We start from the raw sequence: 18,501 nt of genomic DNA, 5'->3' as shown, positions 1-18,501 counted from the left end.
ATTTCTCGACAATATCAGACAAGTTTCTACATACTTTTCTCTACTCACTCGCTTTTTGTAATGTGTTGCTAACTTCCGGACACTCTTCTACTTCTATTTCTACTTCAACTTCTTTTTCTATTTCCTCAAAGCTTTATCATTGCTTCAGCTTCATCCATATTATAACAGAAAATATACTTATCCACAGATTAAGGACTGTTATCATTCCAAAGAAAAAAAGGATGACAACCGTCACCCTCTTTAAAACTATTGAACTTTTTCTACGATCGTTGCTACACCTTGGCCCCCGCCAATACATAGAGTAGCTAATCCATATTGTCCATCTCTACGTTTTAATTCATGGAGTAAGGATACAAGTATACGGGCTCCACTTGCACCGATTGGATGCCCTAAGGCAATCGCTCCTCCATTCACGTTAAGGATCTCTTTAGAAAACTCTAAATCTCGACCTACAGCTAAGGCTTGAGCTGCAAATGCTTCATTTGCTTCTATTAAGCTTAAGTCGGATAGTGAAATGCCTGCTTTAGCTAATGCTTTTTTAGTAGCAGGTACTGGACCAATTCCCATAATACTAGGATCAACAGCCGCACTTGCATTTCCTCGAATTACAGCAAGTGGAGTAACACCTAATTCGTCCGCCTTTTTACGACTCATCACGACCACTGCTGCAGCTCCGTCATTTAATCCTGAAGCATTTCCAGCTGTTACACTTCCATCTTTTTTAAATGCAGGGCGTAGTTTCCCTAATTTTTCAGCTGTCGTTCCAGCCTTCACGTATTCATCGGTATCGAAAATAATAGGATCTCCTTTACGTTGTGGAATTTCAACGGATACAATTTCGTCCTTGAATTTACCTTCTGCAATCGCTTGAGCTGCTTTTGCTTGACTCCAAGCTGCAAACTCGTCTTGTTCCTCACGTGTTAATTCATACTGATCACATAAGTTTTCAGCTGTAACACCCATGTGATAATCATTAAAAGCACAAGTCAGCCCGTCGTACACCATGCTATCAATGAGCTTCTGATCACCCATACGAAACCCATCTCTAGCTCCCTTTGCTAAATATGGGGCCTGACTCATATTTTCCATACCTCCCGCAACTACAACGTCAGCATCACCAGAAAGAATGGCCTGGGTTGCTAAATGAACAGCTTTTAAACCTGAACCACATACTTTATTAATCGTCATCGAAGGAGTATGTTGTGGTAACCCCGCTTCTATTGCCGCTTGGCGTGCTGGATTTTGTCCTAACCCGGCTTGCAGGACATTCCCCATAATAACCTCATCTACTTGTTCAGCAGCGACTCCAGCTCTTTCTAAAGCAGACTTAATGACAGTTGCCCCTAACTTTGTTGCTTTTAAACCTTTTAAACTTCCTCCAAAACTACCAATCGGCGTCCTGACAGCGCTTACAATAACAACATCATGGTTACTCATTCTGTCGCTCTCCCTTCCAATCTCTTTTTAAAATGATATTTTTCGTAAATTTAAGTATAAACCAATCGAGCGTTCGCTCAGTATCTTCCATATTAGTATACACAATAGTAGAAACATATGTATAGTATTATCTCAATATTCAGGCTCCTTTTTTATAAAAGAAGCCTGAAAGATTTATCATGAAGTTTTTGTACGCTTTCCAATAGAGCGCCAGCCTTCAATACCTAAGAAAATACATAGAATAAAGAGGATTAGCCCCGAACCGAACAACAACCAATTTTTTATTATGAAGTTATTGTACATAAGCACACCGAGAGCTGTAATCGTCACAACAAACATAAAGAACATCGGGATAACGACATAGAACGCTTTAGCTCCTATTTTTATTAACCAAACAGACACAGCGAGTAGAGCTAAGGCACCAAGCATTTGGTTGGCGGAACCGAATAGTGGCCACACTTTTTCCCACGTTCCAGATAAAGCGAGTGCACCAGCACCGATAAGTCCTGCAATTGTTGCGACATGATTATTTTTCACCACTGAAATATGTTCTTCCCCTAGCTCTTGAATGGCATAACGCATTAGACGTGTAGCCGAATCTAATGTTGTTAGTAAAAATGCTGAAGCTGTAAGCGCTGTAAACGTTGTCGCCACAGTTAAGTCGATCCCCCAATGAGACATAAAGTAGCCAATTCCCGCAGAGAATGTTCCGATTGGGCCTCCTAGCTCTGTCATTCTAGCAGCAAAGTCAACTTGTGTAAGGTAAGCAACGGCTCCAATAGCAATGATGGCTAAAAATGCTTCAATTAGCATAGAACCGTATGCAATAAATCTACCATTCTTCTCATTGTCTAGCTGTTTAGCTGTTGTTCCTGAAGAGACTAGAGAGTGAAAGCCTGATATTGCCCCACAAGCAATCGTTATAAATAAAATCGGAAAAAGGAAACCTAAAGTCTCATGATTAAACCCTGTATAAGCAGGAAGTTGAATGGTTGGAGCGGCAATAATAATTCCGAGTGTTGCCCCAGCAATCATTCCATATAATAAAAAGGCATTTAAATAGTCACGTGGTTGTAGCAATACCCAAACTGGTAAAGTCGATGCAATATACGCATAAACTAAAAGAATAAATGACCACGTAACTGCACTTAATTCTAGCGGAAAAGAAATTCCAATCCAAACACTAAATAACATCGCCATTACACCTAAAATACTAGCAACTAATAAATTCAAACGAATTTGATTAATAATAAACCCAAATACAAGTGCAACTCCAATAAATAGTACTGATGCTGTCGCTGCTTCTGGAACGGCTACAAACGTATTGGCTACAAGAATTATAAATACACCCACAATCAATAGTAACGTTGCAATAGAGAAGATAAGAAATAAAACCTGCCCACGCTTACCAATATACTCACGAATGATTTCTCCAATCGACTTCGCTTTATGACGTACAGATGCTTGTAATGACGTATAATCATGGACACCCCCAATAAATATACTACCAATTAAGATCCATAGTACAGCAGGTAACCATCCAAAGAAAGCAGCAGTAATCGGACCAACAATAGGCCCGCCACCAGCAATCGTAGCAAAATGATGTCCTAATAATACAGGCTTTTTCGCTGGTACGTAATCCACCCCATCATACATCTGATTTGCTGGTGTATTACGCTTCGGATCAACCATCATTTGTTTCTCTAAAAATCTACCATACGTAAAATAAGCTATAAGTAGAATAATACCAGCTATCAATAGTAAAGTGAGTAAATTCATGACTTAACTCCCCCTTTAGTGGACTTTGAAGTGCTGCATATACTCTCTCCCTTTCCTATTTACATACACTTTTTTTTCGTCTACATTTACGAGGCCTATATAGTATTCAATCCAACCATTCATACCAAACTTTAGGAACTTGACTTTTCTAAATTTCTTCACTTCCTTAATAACAGCATTTTCAAGAGGCTTGTTCGTTAAAATAACACCAAGAAGGACAGAAGACATATGTTCACTATGAGAGGGAACATATGAAGCGCTATTTTTTAATAACTCTGTGGCAAAAGTTTGAATATCTTCTTCTACTACTTTCGTTTCTTTCGTCCATACAAACACGAACTGTTGATTATTTACTCCCCATATCGGAATCGATTTGGTCAAAAAGTACTTTTCATCACGCCTTAGATACTCTGCATAAAAAGAAAGTGGAATACAGCCTAGCTTTTTCTTTTTGTAAACATTAAAATGCCGACTATACTTTTCTACTAATTGATTTACAAATTCGTTTGAAATCGTTACACTCAAACAATCCCTCCTAGAATCGTTTTAATCTGTAGCCGACCACCTCCTTTTTATTTCTATGCATATTAAGGTTATGTAACAATTATTAAAGTTTTCTAGATAAAACAAAAAAAGGCTTCCTCTAAAATGAGAAAGCGCCTTACTATAAAACCAAATAGATTTCCTATTAATACGGTAATATCAGCTTTAAGTTTAAGCGTCTGCCACTTTTGTGAGCCAGCCTTTTAAAAGATCTTATTTATTCTGTTTTCATTGAAAATGTAGCGACTTGACTTTGTCCTGCAACAACTTTGTTAACCTGTTCCAATTTCATTGATTTTACTTGGTCAGCATTTGTAATGACTACTGGAGTGATCGTACTTGCTGCTTTTTCTTTTATTAAATCTAAAGAAAACTCAACTAATTTTGTTCCAACTTGAACTTTATCTCCTTCTTTAACGAAGACATCAAACCCTTCACCTTTCATATTAACCGTTTCAATACCAATATGGATGAGGACTTCTGCACCACTTAGCGAGCGAATTCCAATCGCATGTTTAGTAGGGAATATTTGGATAATTTCTCCTTTTATCGGTGAAACGACTTCCCCACTACTTGGTTCAACTGCAAAACCATCTCCGATCATTTTTTGAGCAAAAGTCGGGTCAGGTACTTCTTCGACTTTGATGTATGTACCATTCATAGGAGAATACAATTTTTCTTCACTTGGTAACTCTTTATTTCCTAAACCAAATAACTTTTTTAACAACTCTATCACCTCTACTTGTATATACAATCAATTAATAAGAGTAATATTAAAAACTTTTTTTGTCAAAGCATTATTACTCTATTTCTCAATATTTTGTAATATCCCCTAATCTATAGAAATAAAACATCACAAAACAGATGCAATATTCTTAATTACCAACCAATTATATTTTGTTTTCCTATTAGGAATTTTAGTTCCTGAAAAAAAACATTACTGGCGACCTTGAACTTTGGAAAATAGCGGTAGCTGCTGCTTTTATTAGACAGCTGTTGCAACTTCAACTGAAAATGAAAGACAAGTAGCTTAATATTATTTGAGCAGGCAGGAATTCACTCTGCCTCTTTTTAATTCTCACCAGACTTTACCGCTTTTACATTGCATAAAAAATAAAAAATACTTAAAGCTAGTAACGATAGAATACATAAAAAGAAAAAGGTAACACCGAACGATTCAGCCCCACTACTCCACATCGGTATTTTAATACTATTGATGAAATTGTTATCTAATAGCTTCCCTGAGACAGAAACACCAAAGGCACCACCTATAAATTGACACAGTTGTAAAACACCGATACTCGACGTAAACTCTTCACTACTTAAGTAATTGAATAAATAGTTAGGTAAACTCATTGTAATTGATGAAAAGCCGATGCTCGACACGAGGTAAAAAAAGATAACCGTCAGTGGTGACAGGTGGCTAAATAAAGCAAATAAGCTTGTTGCGACAAGTATAAAACGAATACCGAACCCGATAATGAATCTAGCCCCGACTCGGTCCATCCATCTTCCAATATAAATTGAAAAAATAGCAGATAACATCGCCCCTGGAAAAATCATCATCCCAATCACCTCACTAGAACGATTGAATACTTTTGCTAAAAACAATGGGTTTAAAAACAAAAGTGAGAAGTTAATAAAGAAAATGATAAAACCTATAAGAATAATCGAAATAAATACTTTGTTTGAAAGTAAGTTAAACGGAATAATCGGATTTTTCGCCTTTTTAATATGAAACCAAAAAAGCAAGAAAAACAAACTACCTAACAAGATGATCGATCTATTCGTTGTTACAAAAATTAATATTGATACTACACCAATAAACAAATAGAAAAGCCCTAAGAAATCAATCGATTTAACTTGTAACTGTTCTTCTTGTAACTGTTCTTTGGGTAGATTATATAAATAAATGGGAATGATCAAAACACCGACTACACTTATGACAAATAAAAAGGACCAACCTAAATATTGAGTGATAAAACCACCTATAAGTGGACCTAAACCAAACCCTAATGTAGAGGCTGCAGATACAACTCCCATTCCTCTACCTCGGCGTTCAATAGGGATATACCTTGATATAGTAACGATGCCTAGTGCTGCCACACAACAGGCCCCTGAAGCTTGGATAACACGAGCAAACAATAAAAACATATAATCAACAGACAATACACCGATGACAGACCCGACCCCAAACAATGAAAGTCCGATCGTAAACAACATTGCAATGGACTTCATTTGTGAAAGTTTACTATACAAAACTGTCCCGACTGCAAAAACAACAGAATAACTAGTTACAATCCACGATGCAGATGATGGAGTTAATGAAAAGTGAATGATAATTTCCGGAATTGCCACATTAAACATCGTTGTATTCATAACGATGATAAGTACATTTATAAATAAACACGCATAATGTAACTTCTCATTTTTCACATTACTATTTGGATAACTTTTTACGAGCTCCATTTTATACCTCTTTTCAAATTACTTTTAACTTTCTTAATTCATATTATTATCAGAAAAATAACTTTAACTCAATAAAAGATTAAAAACAGGTGTACCTTAATAATTAGAGTACACCCGTTTATCTAACTTATGATTTAGTTTATTCACTCGATAGGTAAACAATGATCGTGGGTAAATGGGCTGTAGTTCTAACTTTATTAATGTCCCTTTCGATAACACCTGTTCACTTTGCCATACTTGATACCCTAGAATACTAAATTGTAGAATCACAACAAGACTTATCAACGTAAATTTATTAATGACAAAACTGTCTTTCTTTATTTTTGCATTTTCGACTTTCGGTCATACTAAATGGCAATCGATAAAAGCACAATGGCATTTCCAGCCATTGACTGATGGTCTAAGCTTGATTTTATGACCACCGCCTCCATTCTATTCATTGACCTTCTCAATACCTATTAAATATATGAAAAAAGCAGTTTTTTTTAACTTTAGCATAGTAAAAGCTGCGAATACAAGTACTCGCAGCTTTAGTATTAGTTATAGGTCTAGCTGATTTAGTAATGTTTTTAATTCTACAATTTCATCCTTAGAAAATGTAAGGCCTTTTCCCATCTTTTCATAGTTAGGGTCCCAGTCACGTAGATCAAACTTCGCTTCACGTCCATTCCAACTGACTAAATTCAATTCTTTTTTCCAACCTTTTGCATTTTCAGATAAAACTCCAATCTTTTTTTCAATTTCAAATTTGATTGCTGCCATTCATTATTCCTCCAAAGTCATTTTTTCATTTTCCTAGTATGTCAGAGAACTTCTTCAATCATTCAACTTTTGATAATTTAATAATACTTGATGGGATCAGAAAAAACATGGATTTTTTTCAGTAAGTGAAAATCACTAAATAGAAAATTGGCAGGGTTGGATACACAAGAGGTTTAAGGTTTAAGGTTTAAGGAGAACAACTTAAATTATCGAGGAAGCTAACAGAAGAAAGGGTATTAATAAACAAATTTTTACTATGATAGTGATCAACATTACATTATCGAATAAAACAATTTTAATTTGTCACCTCCCAATTAATAATATATACTAGATTACTTGTAAATTGTTTTAAAGCTTTATTAATTTTTTGTTGATACTATTGGTCTATTAGAATTTATTGAAATTTGTACTATAATGTCACTATGTGTATTTTATCCGGATCAAGTAACACTCAAGACGGACGATGAAGACCCCGCCATCTTGAGTTAAGCATCACTTTAATTAGGAAGGTTGGAATCCAACATGTTCTGTCACTCGTGTGGGAATAAACGATTAAACAATGAAACCTATTGTTCCAAGTGCGGGACAGCATTTATAAACAATCTAGAAGAAATTAGCGCCACCATTGAACAAAATTCATTCTCGTCTACACTCCCACCTATTAACCAACAAAGCAATAATAAAAAAACACTGTATCTTTGGCTACTTCCACTAGTAAGCAGCCTTTTTGTTACTATTGGACTAATTTCGTATTACTATTATGAAACTAAAATTAATGAACGAGTTGTTTCGTTAAATCAACAAATTGAAGCTAGTCTTTCTTCTGGGGATTACGAACAATCACAGCAACAACTAACCGAAGCGCTTCAATTAAGGGATGTCGATACATTACAACAATTTGAGGATATAATTGCAGCAGCACTTATATATGAACAAGAATTGCAAGAAATTAATGAGTTAATACAACGAAATGAAGTTGACCAAGCTTCTCATCAAATTGAGACATTAAATGAGCAAATTAACGAAACTACTTATCCTTCATTGCTTCAACCAATCCAAAAAAAGCTAGAGAAAGCCGCGATTACTTTAACAGTTGTTGAAGTGAAAATGGAACTAAATGAACTTACTACCGTTGAAGAATTAGCACATAAACTATCGAGTCTGTCTTCATTAAATAATGAAGAGACAGAAAAAATAAAACAACAAATTGTTAATAAAATTGTCCAATTTTCCTATGAAAAAGCTGAAAAACATTTGCAACAGCATGAGTTTTCCAATGCCCTCTATGCTTTAGAAACGGGTCTTCAATATGCGATCAATAATGAAAAATTACTGTCATTTATTGAAAGAGTAAAAAATGAAAAGCTAGCTTTTGAAAAAGCCGAACAAACTCGACTTGAAGAAGCGATGATTGCAGCAGCAAAAGAAGATTTAAAAAATCGTACTGAAGCTGTAGAAATTACATCGCTAGATATTGAATTGGACAAGTATGGAGATATTTATTTATATGGGGATGTCATCAACAATGGTACAACTACGATTTATTCAATAGACATACATTATTCTATTTTTGATAAAAACGACGAATTTGTAGGAAATTCTGTCACCTCAGTCTACCCTTATTATTTATCACCTGGAGAAACGGGCCGATTCAGTCATTCATATTATGGTGTATATGAGGAATTAAATGTTACAGTAGACAGTATTACTTGGCAGATTGAATAAAGGATGGATTCATAAATGAACAAAAAATGGATAGTTAGCATTCTATCAACTTCTTTGATATGGATGCTTGGAATTACAGCTTTTCTCTTTTTATCCCATTGGGTTCCAGCTCAACTCCATATCGAGTCTAATTTACTTACTAAAGCAAACTCAGAGCTTCCGAAAGAAGAAATCGATGAAAAAAGTTTAAAGAAAATTATCCAGGAAACTCAAAAGTCTGTTGTGATGATTGAAGTAGAAGAAACGGGTTCAGGCGGTTCTGGCTTTTTTTATAACAATAAAGGGGATATTATTACAAACGCCCATGTCGTTGCTGGTGCTGAAGAAGTAACTGTTAAAATTGCTGATAAAAGTGAGTATACTGGAACCGTCATAGGAATTAGCACCGATACTGACGTATCAGTCATCCGAGTTTCCGATTTAAAAGAGACCGAGCCCTTACCCCTCGCAAAGGAAGTTCCAGCTGAGTTAGGTGATGAAGTGCTCGCCTTAGGAAGTCCTCTTGGATTCCAAAATACAGTAACAACTGGGATTATTAGTGGGGTTGATCGCAGTTTTGAACTAGAAAATTATCAATACGATAATGCCTATCAAATTTCAGCACCAATTGCTCCAGGGAATAGTGGTGGTCCCCTTATCTCGATTTCCACTGGAGAAGTAATCGGGATCAATTCTGCTGCAACTGATGTTGGAACGATTGGATTTAGCATTCCGATCATTAACGTGATTTCTCTCGTCACCAATTGGTCGGAAACACCTATGAAATCTTTGCCCACGATGGATTATATAAAGATGGACGACCAATCAGTTTCATCAAAAGAAAATTTGGCAACATATCTCGTCTACTATTTTTATGATAGTTTAAATGAACAAGATTATGTCACTGCCTATTCTCTACTGGGGTACTCATGGCAATTAAATACAAATTACGAACAATTTAGAAAAGGCTATTTAAATACCCGATCAGTAATGGTTGACGATATCTATACAATAACCGAAGGCGAAGAAGTACAAGTCGTTGCGATTATTAGTGCCGAAGAACAAAGTGGTGATGAGCTGACAACAAAAAAATATAAAGTAACCTATGAAGTCAGCTATGAAAATGACCAACTTAAGTTAATTAGTGGTAGTGGAGAAGAGATAAAGTAGCATTCTTTGACGATTAGACAACATAAGGAGTGTCCGTCGCACTCCTTTAATTATGGGTAGATATATGGATCATTTGGCTTTTCAATCACAGCTAAGGAGTGTACACGAATCATTGGTACGACTTCTTGCCCATGTTTACTAACATCAAGTGTTCCTTTCACTCTAACCCAACTTCCTTCTGTAAGGTGGATTTCACGATCCAGTTCAGCTAAAAAGCCAATGACTGTAGCATCTGCTACACAATGAGTAATTAGAAAACGCCCAATAAATAGCTGGTAAGGTGATCGAATTTCTTCCTTCAATACAAATCCATCAACTACAATCTCTCTACCACTTACCATTTCTGGATTTCCAGTAATGGCATAAAATTTTTGTACATAAGACGTTTTTTCCATTACAATGCTGTTACTGTCATACCCTTTTTTTAGTCTTTCCACTTCGGTCTTGTCTATCGGTAAACAAATAGCTTCTGGTACATGTCCAGAATGGAAATGAATATGGCCTTGATGGTCATGGGTAGTTGCATTTTCAATAGGTTGTTGCATAAGAGCGCCTCTTTTTAATGCAATCGAAGCATCTAATGCTTTAGCAGGAAGCAAAAGACCTGAAACAATAGGTAAGAAAATCATTACGTAAATAAGTCCATGGCGAAGAGTTATTCGATTTGAAAACCCGTCTTCATGATCACAGCCCCATGGTCCACAGTTTTCATGGTGATCTTCCATACTTTTACCGCTCCAAATTCGCGGCACTTGTATAAAAAAGAGAAACAAAAATAAAATCGATGCTACTTGGCTAAATCCAATGTATTTGGGGTTAATATAATTTCCAATCTCCTCAAAATAATGTAACTTAAAAAGGAATCCAGCAAACCCTAGTAAAATCATAGCCCTTATTGATTGGTGAATATAAAAATACATTGTAAATTCTCCCACCCTTATTACAAGATTTCTTCCCAGCTCCCCTATAAAAATGGATGGGTAAGCATTAATACTCCTAAAACCGTAATCGTAATTAGAAACATTAGTACGATGACAAAACGAAAACGGAACACAGCTAACAGCATGAGTGAATTTTTAAGGTCAAGCATTGGTCCATATATTAAAAAGCCTAGTAGTGATGTTTGTGGGAAGAGATGCCGAAATGAAGCGGCTATAAATGCATCTGCCTCGGAACACAAGGAGAGTAAAAACGCCAATCCCATCATCACAACAGTAGACATCAGTATCCCTTCACCAAGACCTAGCAATGAAGCTGAAGAGACAAAGGTTTGAATAAAAGCCGCTAATAACGCTCCAATTATTAAGTATTTTCCCATTTCAAAAAATTCATCGACCGAATGGTGACACATCGCCTTTAGTCGTTTATAGATTGGCAGTTTCTGATTATTTTCAACAACTATAGATGAATAAGTTTTTCTAAACTGATTTCCTTTATATAAAACACTAATTACAGCACAAATCATCAAGGCTATCACTAAGCCTAACCCCATACGTAAAAGCGCAATTCGCAGATCATTACCAAAAGCCATATAAGTGGAACCAACGACAATTGGGTTGATTAAAGGCCCTGTTAAAAGAAAGCCAACTCCTGCAAATATTGGGACTCCTTTTGAGACTAACCGTCGAACAATCGGAACAATTCCACACTCACAAGCAGGAAAAAGCGCACCAATTAAACAGCTGGCTACGACTGCAAGCACTCGATTTTTTGGAATCCAACGCCGAATATGTTCCTCAGTAATAAATACTTGAATAAGTCCAGCAATGAACACACCAATTAAAACAAAAGGTATTGCTTCAATTAAAATACTTAAAAAAATCGTATTAAATATAAGCAAAGAAGCTGGTAATTCTTGTCCATGTTCAGCTATAGTAGGACTGTAAAAAATAAAAAATGATACAAGTCCTATCAATACAAAACCTGTTATTTCTACTAAATAGGGGTTCGTAACTTTCTGCATTACATCCTCCAATTCAATTATTATTAAAGATATATATGCGGACAAGGGTAGATCATTCCCCTAAAAAAGAATTGTTCTGATTTATTTTACGCTTATCTATGCATTTAAGCTCTTCATAAAGTAGAAAAAAAAGAAGAGCCAACTATCTAATCGTTAGCTCTCCTTTTAGGTTTTTTATTGACCGCTTAATTCCGTTTTAATTTGTTGAATTTGATTCGGTTGAGCTGGTGCTGCAGGCTTATAATAACCTTTTTGTTTTGCTGCAGTATAAACTGCATATTGACGTGATTCATCTTGATTTCGCATTTGTTGTAATGTTTGTCTTAGTTGTGGATTATCTGTTTCAGATATAATTCCAGCATAAGTTGTTAAACTACCATTAATCATAGATAAATAATCATTAATCATATCTTTTTCAGTCATATTCATGATTTTGCCCTCCTATTGGTTTAAGAATGACATTAATTGTTGTTTAGAATTTCTAGCAGCTTGTGCATCATTTTGTAACATCTGAACAATCTGAGGGTCAGTACAATTAGCAGCATATGCATCAAGCTTCTTTGCAACATTATCATGCCCACTAATTAAATGACGCAAGTTTTGTAGTTCTAACTCATTAAGTGGCATTATTCAATTCTCCTTTCACTATGTAATAACTACACCATTATTATCTAAACTTAAGAGAGAATTATGTAATATACTAATAAAATGATTATAAAGCGCCACAAATTGAAAGGTGCCAGGCACCTTTAGTCAACTAAAGTCGCTTGGCACTTGTTTATTTTATTCCATTGATTAGTAAGTTCTTCTTTATTGATGTCAATCCCGATCACAACTAAATAATGTTGCCCAGAATAACTCGTAGGCTCCCAATTCGTTCGCTTAACGACATGTTGCATTAAATATGTTTCTTTTTTCCCCGTTAATGGAATATACCCTTTGGCTCTTAATATACTTGTTTTACATTTCTTAAGAAATTTTTCAATGTCTTTTTCTCGTATTGGTTGTGAAATGGAGAAGGAAATCGTTTGTATACGAGAAAACGACCTTTTATGTGCATGTTTTTTATGCTCATTTTCTTGATTCGACATTTTAATATTAACTTTTATTGAATCCCTAGACCGATTTTGCGTTACTATATTAAACAATGGTTCCATACTTACTGCACTGTACGACGTATAGTAAATTTCTGCTTTAGTATTTTGCTTTTTTAAAGCTTTACTAATTTTAGCTTTTCTAGCTGGATTAATTAAATCCATTTTATTTATTACTAATACATCAGCCACTTCAGTTTGTCTTCTGACAGTTTCCACTAGGCTACGATCGGCTTCAAAAATACTATTATATTCCAAAACATTTTCAGCATCTAAAATGGTAATCACTCGTTCCAAGTATAAACATTCTATAAACTGTGGTTCCGTTAAAGAATCTGCGACTTCCTCAGGATTGGCTACTCCAGTTAGCTCAATAAAAATTACATCTGGCTTTTGTAACAATAGCTTTTCTATACTTCCAACAACTTCATTTTTTTTATTACAGCAAATACATCCATCTAATAGCTTTTCAACGAGTTGTTCTTTACGATGATTTGAAATAATTGCACCATCAGTATCTGTACTTCCTAACTCGTTCATTAACACTGCGGGTTTTAGTTGACGTCTAGAGCATTCTTCTAATAATCGTAGCAATAACGTTGTTTTGCCGCTTCCTAAAAAACCACTTAAAACAAAGACAGGAATTTTAGCCACCGGAACCCTTCCCTTCAGAATGATTTTCGTTTGCTCTAATTCCTAACTATATTGCACAAAAATAAGAATTATTCCGATTTTACATTAAAAGACACACCTCTCAACCCTCTCAGCTTCCTTTTAAACTTAATACTATTAACGGATCGGCTTCCAAGAAATTATCGCAGCATGAAAGGAATGATTATAAACGTATTTACCGTTTTTGAAATGAACGAATTCACTGAGCGATTCCTCCACCTCAGAGTTTTTATAATCTTTGGTAAGTATTTTACTTAAATTGTCTTTATTTCATATTTATCAAGATCGGTACCTATGAATAAAGTTTTGTATGTCGATCTCCGCTTTTACGGATCGTATTCTTCATCATTCTCTCCTACAGTTGATCATCTGATTGTAATTGATCCAGCTGATACTTCATACGACTTTGGTTCAAATCTTCTCCTATAAAAACTAACACTGGATCGTATTTTTTATCAAAAGTATATCGTTCAAACATCGGAACACCGTAAGCATAGTTAAATAAAAATAAACCTGGTGTTTCTTGTAAATATAAAAAACCTTTCGCACGATATAGCTGTCCTTCTATGTTTTCTATCCATTGTAAAAAGTCAAAGCGGTTAATAGGTTTTTCAATTGAAAATGATACGGTTCTAAGGTGGAGATGATGATGCACATGGGCTTCTTCATTTTCCATTACATTGTTTATTTTCTTTTGAATAGGCTGATCATCAAGAATTGAAGGATTGAATTTGGCAAACGTAACAATGGAAAGGACCGCTAGCTGATTAACTTTTTTAATAGAATTAACGACTTCATTTATTTGTCCTTCATCAACCTGATCTCTTTTATTTACAAGGACAATATCTGCATATTTTACTTGCTCTATTAAAAGTTTTTTAAGTTTAATACTTAATCTATTTTCTAACCACTGCTTGGCATTTACTACGGTAATAACACACCGGATTTCTAGTTTACTTACTAGCGTTGGATGCGTGCACGCCTCTATCACTTCTAATGGGTGAGCAGCACCTGTTGATTCTATTAGAATAATATCGAGTTCATACTCCTCTAACATTGAATGCAATTGCAAACTTAACTCGCCTTGGAGAGTACAGCAAATACACCCATTTAACATTTCTTTTAAAGGTGTTTCCTGAGGAATAATTGCAGAATCTATACTTATTTCACCTAATTCATTCATTAATACTCCAATTCGCTTCCCTTTGCTTTTCTCTAACTCAACTACTTCTTTTAATAACGTGCTTTTCCCACTTCCTAAAAACCCACTAAGAATGATGATCTCTACTTTATTTTTATCCATTGGTCTATACAGCTTTAATCCTTTCTTCGATCTGTTCTTCATATCATTTTATTATTACATAATACTAAGCCGTTTCATCAATGAAATCCTCTTCAATGATGAAACGGCTTATCTTAAGCTGATGTACAATTCTCAAATTGTTCTTGAAACCACTTTTCATCTAAGTCAGTCCCAATAACAACCATTTCACTTACTCTTTTTTCTCCTTTTCCCCATTCACGATCAGCGGTTCCCGCAAAAAGCATATGGACACCTTGGAAGACAACACGCTTTTCTAAATTCTCAATATGGAAAATACCTTTATAACGGTACATTTGCGGCCCAAGCTCAGCTAACACCGTATTCATCCATTGCTCTACTTTCGGTAAACTTAAAGGCTTCTCAGAGCGTAAAACAATTGCCTTTACATGGTCATCATGGTGATGGTGATGATCGGCCTTTAAAAAGTCAGGAGCTATTTCTAATTTTTGATCAAGGTCAAAGGAATACAAGTTTAATATTTGATCCAAGTTAATTTGACTGTGACTCGCTTGTACTAATTTCGCTGTTGGGTTCATTTTCGTTAAACGCTGAATGACTGAGTTCAAAAGTTCCTTTTCCACTAAATCAATTTTATTTAAAACGAGTACATCTGCAAAAGCCACCTGCTCTTGTGCTTCATACGAACGATCTAACTGTTCATGAACATGGTATGTATCCACAACCGTAACGATGGAATCTAATTGATAGTATTCAGATAACTCCGGATCGACAAAGAAAGTTTGTGCTACAGGTCCTGGATCGGCAAGACCGGTCGTTTCAATTACCACTCGATCAAAATCAAGGCTCATACCTTGTTCACCATTGCGTCTTTCTTTCAAATCATGCAATATGCGAATTAAATCACCGCGAACGGTACAACAAATGCAGCCATTATTCATCTCAAAAATCTCTTCGTCTGCACCGACAACGAGTTGGTTATCAATCCCTACTTCTCCAAATTCATTAACAATGACAGCAATTTTCTGACCATGATTTTCAGTTAGAATATAATTGAGTAATGTTGTCTTTCCGGCTCCTAAAAAACCTGTAAGAACGGTAACTGGTACTTTCTCATTCTTATTCATTCTATTCACTCCTTCTTCTATTGTAAAACAACACCATTATTTTAATCGTAATTATTACGATTAAAACCTTTAAAAAAAGATAATAAATGTTTTGTATAATACTAATAAACCGAAAGCAGATACTACTGATGTTATCGCTTGTTTATACGAATGCTTTAGAGCATAAAGCACCCCCATCTCTTTTGCAATTGCCCACATTGTGACAAGGCACGCTGATAGTGTGGAGGCTACATAGACAAGTATAAACAATTCTACCGTTGTAATTGAAGCTAATAACTCACCCCCACCTTGATTGAATAAAAGCATCCCATCTTTTCGAATGACAGAAAAAAGTAACCCCACACCTGCAGCAGCTGGAATTGAAAGAATCGCTAGGACTGGTTCTACAAATTTTATTAATGAAGCTATGATTCCTAAACCATCTAAGATTGAAACAATCACACAAATTCCTAAAAATATCGGCATCGCTTGAAGGAAAAATTGTGAAACTGTTTCTTTCATTTTGATAATGAACCGATGACCACTACCTGCTTTTATGATCGTTGTAGGATAGAAATCATTTGAAGCTTTACTAGTAGACGGGTACCAAATTTTAGTATGTACTGCTCCAATAATCACAAGAATAAAAAGATAGGGAACAAAAAGCCAAGGCTTCCCCCCGACACTAAAAATTGACAATGTAGCGCCAATTTGATAGCTACAAGCCGAGCCGTAAGAAATCATCGACATACACTGCTTTCTCGTACACGCACTACAAGATTCCGTTTGGAAAACAGCGACGACATTACAACCGTAGCCTGTTAATACAGGAATAAAATCTCGTCCACTTAACCCAATTTTTCTTAAGATCGGTGTAATTTCAGTTGTAATTTTATCCTTTAAACCGACTTCCTCAGTAAAAGCAATACTCATCCCGACAAACAGGACAACTGGAAATGCCCAGAGAAATGAATATACGCCTAATGTAAATAAACCGAAATCTCCGACTAAAATTTGTTCAAGAAGAAATGGTGTATGGGAAAATAAGCCCTCTAATGGTTCAATAATTAGCCCATTAACCAAAGGTTCCAAAGTACTTGCTAATAAATAAGCAGCATATACAGGTAAGCCATAAATACTAATGACTAAAAATAAATATAATAATACTTTGCTGTTGGAAAACGGGAACTTCGGAAATTTGTAAGCTCTTTTATTTAAAGGATAGGAAGCATGATCTTTTCTTAGTTCGTCCATTATACTAAATGCCTCCTTAATTAAAATTTGTACATAAAATATCCCTCCGTATCATTTAAAGAGGGGATTATCTTGTTAACACTGACATGAATTGTCACAACAAGAGAGGTCGTCGAGGAGCATGTTTGATTTTCTGTAGTAATCAAACAATTCTTCATTCAACTCCAACCCTAACTTCTCGTATATCTCCTTTGCGACAACTGCAAATCGTTGGCGAAATTTATAAATGAAGCAAAAAATTACTTCTTGATGTCGAACTTGAGGTCCAACTAGGAATAGTCCTTCAGAGACGGTTGACTCATCTTTTTCACTAAGCTCAATGACATTATTTTCATCATAATAAAAATGCTCAAAAATTAACGAAAGGCTATTTTTAAATCCAATCGCTAATATGGGTCGAGTAGGACTAAAGATGACATCTCCACTTTCAAGAAAAATAGAATAACCGTCTTCTATTTGCTCCACTTTTACTACCTTGCTCTTTCCTCTCAATATTAGGTCTTCGCTATCCATTACTTCTTCTAGACGATCAAACGTAAATGGCGATAACGATATGCTTGGGTCTGGATTGTCATCTGACCAAGATTCTCCTTTGGCTAAAACAGTCACTTGCTTCCCATAATGAATAAGATGAATGGCTGCATCGATTGCACTTTCATATCCACCAATAACAACAAAATCATCACCATCGACCTCACCCCAAGATGTAACCTCACTGTTATGAAGACACAACTCAGCACCTTGAAATGCTTCCTTATCTGGGTACTGAAACTCGCCCCCAGCCCACACAACATATGGAGCATTATAATGACCATTATTTGTTTTTAATTCGAAACCATCGTCCAACTTTTCTAACTCAAAAACATCTATTCCAAACTCGATAGGGAGCTTAAAGTGTATCGCTACAGCCTCTAAATATTCTGCATATTCTTCCCCGCTCAAATGTTCAGTTTGAAATGTATATCCTGGTGAAGTCGCAGGCATTACTGCATTTAAATCTAATAGTCCAAATCCATGACCGGGAAAGGATGGCGTTAATAACCTCATTTCTTCTGGCCATTTTTTAAATGAACTACCGATAGAATCACGTTCTAAAATGACAAAGTTTTTTAATCCCATTTGCATAAACAACGCGCCAATTCCTACACCTGCAGGACCAGCACCAACAATAATTACATCATATTGATTTTTTTTCATCATTGTTTCCACCCCTTCACATAAATCGTAATAATTACGATTTTATAGTTACTATTATTCTCTACTTCT

18 protein-coding genes are annotated in these 18,501 nt (G+C 35.5%); 2 read left to right on the top strand and 16 right to left on the bottom strand.

Going from position 1 to position 18,501, the window contains the following annotated elements; translation table 11 throughout:
• Positions 1-246 precede the first annotated feature (246 nt).
• The 7 genes from J0N78_RS11680 to J0N78_RS11655 form a co-directional block, all read right to left on the bottom strand.
• The gene (locus J0N78_RS11680) at positions 247-1,437 is read right to left on the bottom strand and encodes an acetyl-CoA C-acetyltransferase (RefSeq protein ID WP_209123272.1); all 1,191 of its coding nucleotides are present in this window, start codon (positions 1,435-1,437) and stop codon (positions 247-249) included.
• 177 nt (positions 1,438-1,614) lie between these two features.
• Positions 1,615-3,216 (bottom strand): carbon starvation CstA family protein, encoded by a 1,602-nt coding sequence (locus J0N78_RS11675; RefSeq protein WP_209123271.1) that lies wholly within the window; start codon positions 3,214-3,216, stop codon positions 1,615-1,617.
• Positions 3,217-3,231: 15 nt separating this feature from the next.
• Complete coding sequence (locus tag J0N78_RS11670; RefSeq protein ID WP_209123270.1) at positions 3,232-3,741, bottom strand: DUF8052 family protein; 510 nt, start codon at positions 3,739-3,741, stop codon at positions 3,232-3,234.
• 235 nt (positions 3,742-3,976) lie between these two features.
• The gene (locus J0N78_RS11665; protein WP_209123269.1) at positions 3,977-4,486 is read right to left on the bottom strand and encodes a PTS sugar transporter subunit IIA; all 510 of its coding nucleotides are present in this window, start codon (positions 4,484-4,486) and stop codon (positions 3,977-3,979) included.
• Positions 4,487-4,830: 344 nt separating this feature from the next.
• Positions 4,831-6,228: an MFS transporter gene (locus J0N78_RS11660; protein ID WP_209123268.1), complete on the bottom strand. Its 1,398-nt coding sequence runs from the start codon at positions 6,226-6,228 to the stop codon at positions 4,831-4,833.
• 96 nt (positions 6,229-6,324) lie between these two features.
• Positions 6,325-6,498 (bottom strand): GDYXXLXY domain-containing protein, encoded by a 174-nt coding sequence (locus tag J0N78_RS26510; RefSeq protein ID WP_374193904.1) that lies wholly within the window; start codon positions 6,496-6,498, stop codon positions 6,325-6,327.
• A gap of 270 nt (positions 6,499-6,768) precedes the next feature.
• Positions 6,769-6,990, bottom strand: coding sequence for a YdbC family protein (locus J0N78_RS11655; protein WP_209123267.1), 222 nt, complete (start codon positions 6,988-6,990; stop codon positions 6,769-6,771).
• A 522-nt stretch (positions 6,991-7,512) separates the two neighbouring features.
• Here J0N78_RS11655 and J0N78_RS11650 point away from each other — a divergent pair.
• Both J0N78_RS11650 and J0N78_RS11645 read left to right on the top strand, forming a co-directional pair.
• Positions 7,513-8,715, top strand: a complete 1,203-nt coding sequence (locus J0N78_RS11650; protein ID WP_209123266.1) for an FxLYD domain-containing protein — start codon at positions 7,513-7,515, stop codon at positions 8,713-8,715.
• Positions 8,716-8,730: 15 nt separating this feature from the next.
• Complete coding sequence (locus J0N78_RS11645) at positions 8,731-9,864, top strand: S1C family serine protease (RefSeq protein WP_209123265.1); 1,134 nt, start codon at positions 8,731-8,733, stop codon at positions 9,862-9,864.
• A gap of 50 nt (positions 9,865-9,914) precedes the next feature.
• Here the strand turns inward: J0N78_RS11645 and J0N78_RS11640 are convergent, their stop codons facing one another.
• The 9 genes from J0N78_RS11640 to J0N78_RS11600 all read right to left on the bottom strand — a co-directional run bounded on the left by J0N78_RS11640 (position 9,915) and on the right by J0N78_RS11600 (position 18,432).
• Positions 9,915-10,784 carry a TIGR03943 family putative permease subunit gene (locus J0N78_RS11640; protein WP_209123264.1) on the bottom strand — a complete coding sequence of 290 codons (870 nt, stop codon included), beginning with the start codon at positions 10,782-10,784 and terminating at the stop codon, positions 9,915-9,917.
• Between the two features lie 44 nt (positions 10,785-10,828).
• Positions 10,829-11,827: a permease gene (locus tag J0N78_RS11635; RefSeq protein ID WP_209123263.1), complete on the bottom strand. Its 999-nt coding sequence runs from the start codon at positions 11,825-11,827 to the stop codon at positions 10,829-10,831.
• Positions 11,828-12,001: 174 nt separating this feature from the next.
• Complete coding sequence (locus tag J0N78_RS11630; protein WP_209123328.1) at positions 12,002-12,250, bottom strand: spore coat protein; 249 nt, start codon at positions 12,248-12,250, stop codon at positions 12,002-12,004.
• A gap of 18 nt (positions 12,251-12,268) precedes the next feature.
• Positions 12,269-12,457 carry a hypothetical protein gene (locus tag J0N78_RS11625; protein WP_209123327.1) on the bottom strand — a complete coding sequence of 63 codons (189 nt, stop codon included), beginning with the start codon at positions 12,455-12,457 and terminating at the stop codon, positions 12,269-12,271.
• Positions 12,458-12,576: 119 nt separating this feature from the next.
• The gene (locus tag J0N78_RS11620) at positions 12,577-13,575 is read right to left on the bottom strand and encodes a CobW family GTP-binding protein (RefSeq protein WP_209123262.1); all 999 of its coding nucleotides are present in this window, start codon (positions 13,573-13,575) and stop codon (positions 12,577-12,579) included.
• A 373-nt stretch (positions 13,576-13,948) separates the two neighbouring features.
• Positions 13,949-14,896, bottom strand: a complete 948-nt coding sequence (locus J0N78_RS11615) for a CobW family GTP-binding protein (RefSeq protein WP_209123261.1) — start codon at positions 14,894-14,896, stop codon at positions 13,949-13,951.
• A gap of 113 nt (positions 14,897-15,009) precedes the next feature.
• On the bottom strand, positions 15,010-16,002 hold the full coding sequence (locus J0N78_RS11610) for a CobW family GTP-binding protein (RefSeq protein WP_209123260.1): 993 nt from the start codon (positions 16,000-16,002) through the stop codon (positions 15,010-15,012).
• A 69-nt stretch (positions 16,003-16,071) separates the two neighbouring features.
• Positions 16,072-17,235: a nucleoside recognition domain-containing protein gene (locus J0N78_RS11605; protein WP_209123259.1), complete on the bottom strand. Its 1,164-nt coding sequence runs from the start codon at positions 17,233-17,235 to the stop codon at positions 16,072-16,074.
• A 75-nt stretch (positions 17,236-17,310) separates the two neighbouring features.
• A complete protein-coding gene (locus tag J0N78_RS11600) occupies positions 17,311-18,432 on the bottom strand; it encodes an NAD(P)/FAD-dependent oxidoreductase (protein WP_209123258.1) in 1,122 nt (373 codons plus the stop codon).
• Positions 18,433-18,501 lie beyond the last annotated feature (69 nt).

This window comes from Alkalihalobacillus sp. BA299, from assembly GCF_017745675.1.
Taxonomy (GTDB): Bacteria; Bacillota; Bacilli; order Bacillales; family Bacillaceae_F; genus Alkalihalobacterium.
The sequence above is the reverse complement of the archived record's forward strand: the minus strand, read 5'-3'. Positions and strand labels throughout refer to the sequence as shown.

Bases quoted from the DNA above. Each gene is read 5' to 3' on its own strand.
- J0N78_RS11680 (WP_209123272.1), bottom strand. From the start codon at position 1,437: ATGAGTAACCATGATGTTGTTATTGTAAGCGCTGTCAGGACGCCGATT.
- J0N78_RS11615 (WP_209123261.1), bottom strand. From the start codon at position 14,896: ATGGATAAAAATAAAGTAGAGATCATCATTCTTAGTGGGTTTTTAGGA.
- J0N78_RS11655 (WP_209123267.1), bottom strand. From the start codon at position 6,990: ATGGCAGCAATCAAATTTGAAATTGAAAAAAAGATTGGAGTTTTATCT.
- J0N78_RS11650 (WP_209123266.1), top strand. From the start codon at position 7,513: ATGTTCTGTCACTCGTGTGGGAATAAACGATTAAACAATGAAACCTAT.
- J0N78_RS11675 (WP_209123271.1), bottom strand. From the start codon at position 3,216: ATGAATTTACTCACTTTACTATTGATAGCTGGTATTATTCTACTTATA.
- J0N78_RS11660 (WP_209123268.1), bottom strand. From the start codon at position 6,228: ATGGAGCTCGTAAAAAGTTATCCAAATAGTAATGTGAAAAATGAGAAG.
- J0N78_RS11610 (WP_209123260.1), bottom strand. From the start codon at position 16,002: ATGAATAAGAATGAGAAAGTACCAGTTACCGTTCTTACAGGTTTTTTA.
- J0N78_RS11635 (WP_209123263.1), bottom strand. From the start codon at position 11,827: ATGCAGAAAGTTACGAACCCCTATTTAGTAGAAATAACAGGTTTTGTA.
- J0N78_RS11640 (WP_209123264.1), bottom strand. From the start codon at position 10,784: ATGTATTTTTATATTCACCAATCAATAAGGGCTATGATTTTACTAGGG.
- J0N78_RS11600 (WP_209123258.1), bottom strand. From the start codon at position 18,432: ATGAAAAAAAATCAATATGATGTAATTATTGTTGGTGCTGGTCCTGCA.
- J0N78_RS11605 (WP_209123259.1), bottom strand. From the start codon at position 17,235: ATGGACGAACTAAGAAAAGATCATGCTTCCTATCCTTTAAATAAAAGA.
- J0N78_RS11630 (WP_209123328.1), bottom strand. From the start codon at position 12,250: ATGACTGAAAAAGATATGATTAATGATTATTTATCTATGATTAATGGT.
- J0N78_RS11645 (WP_209123265.1), top strand. From the start codon at position 8,731: ATGAACAAAAAATGGATAGTTAGCATTCTATCAACTTCTTTGATATGG.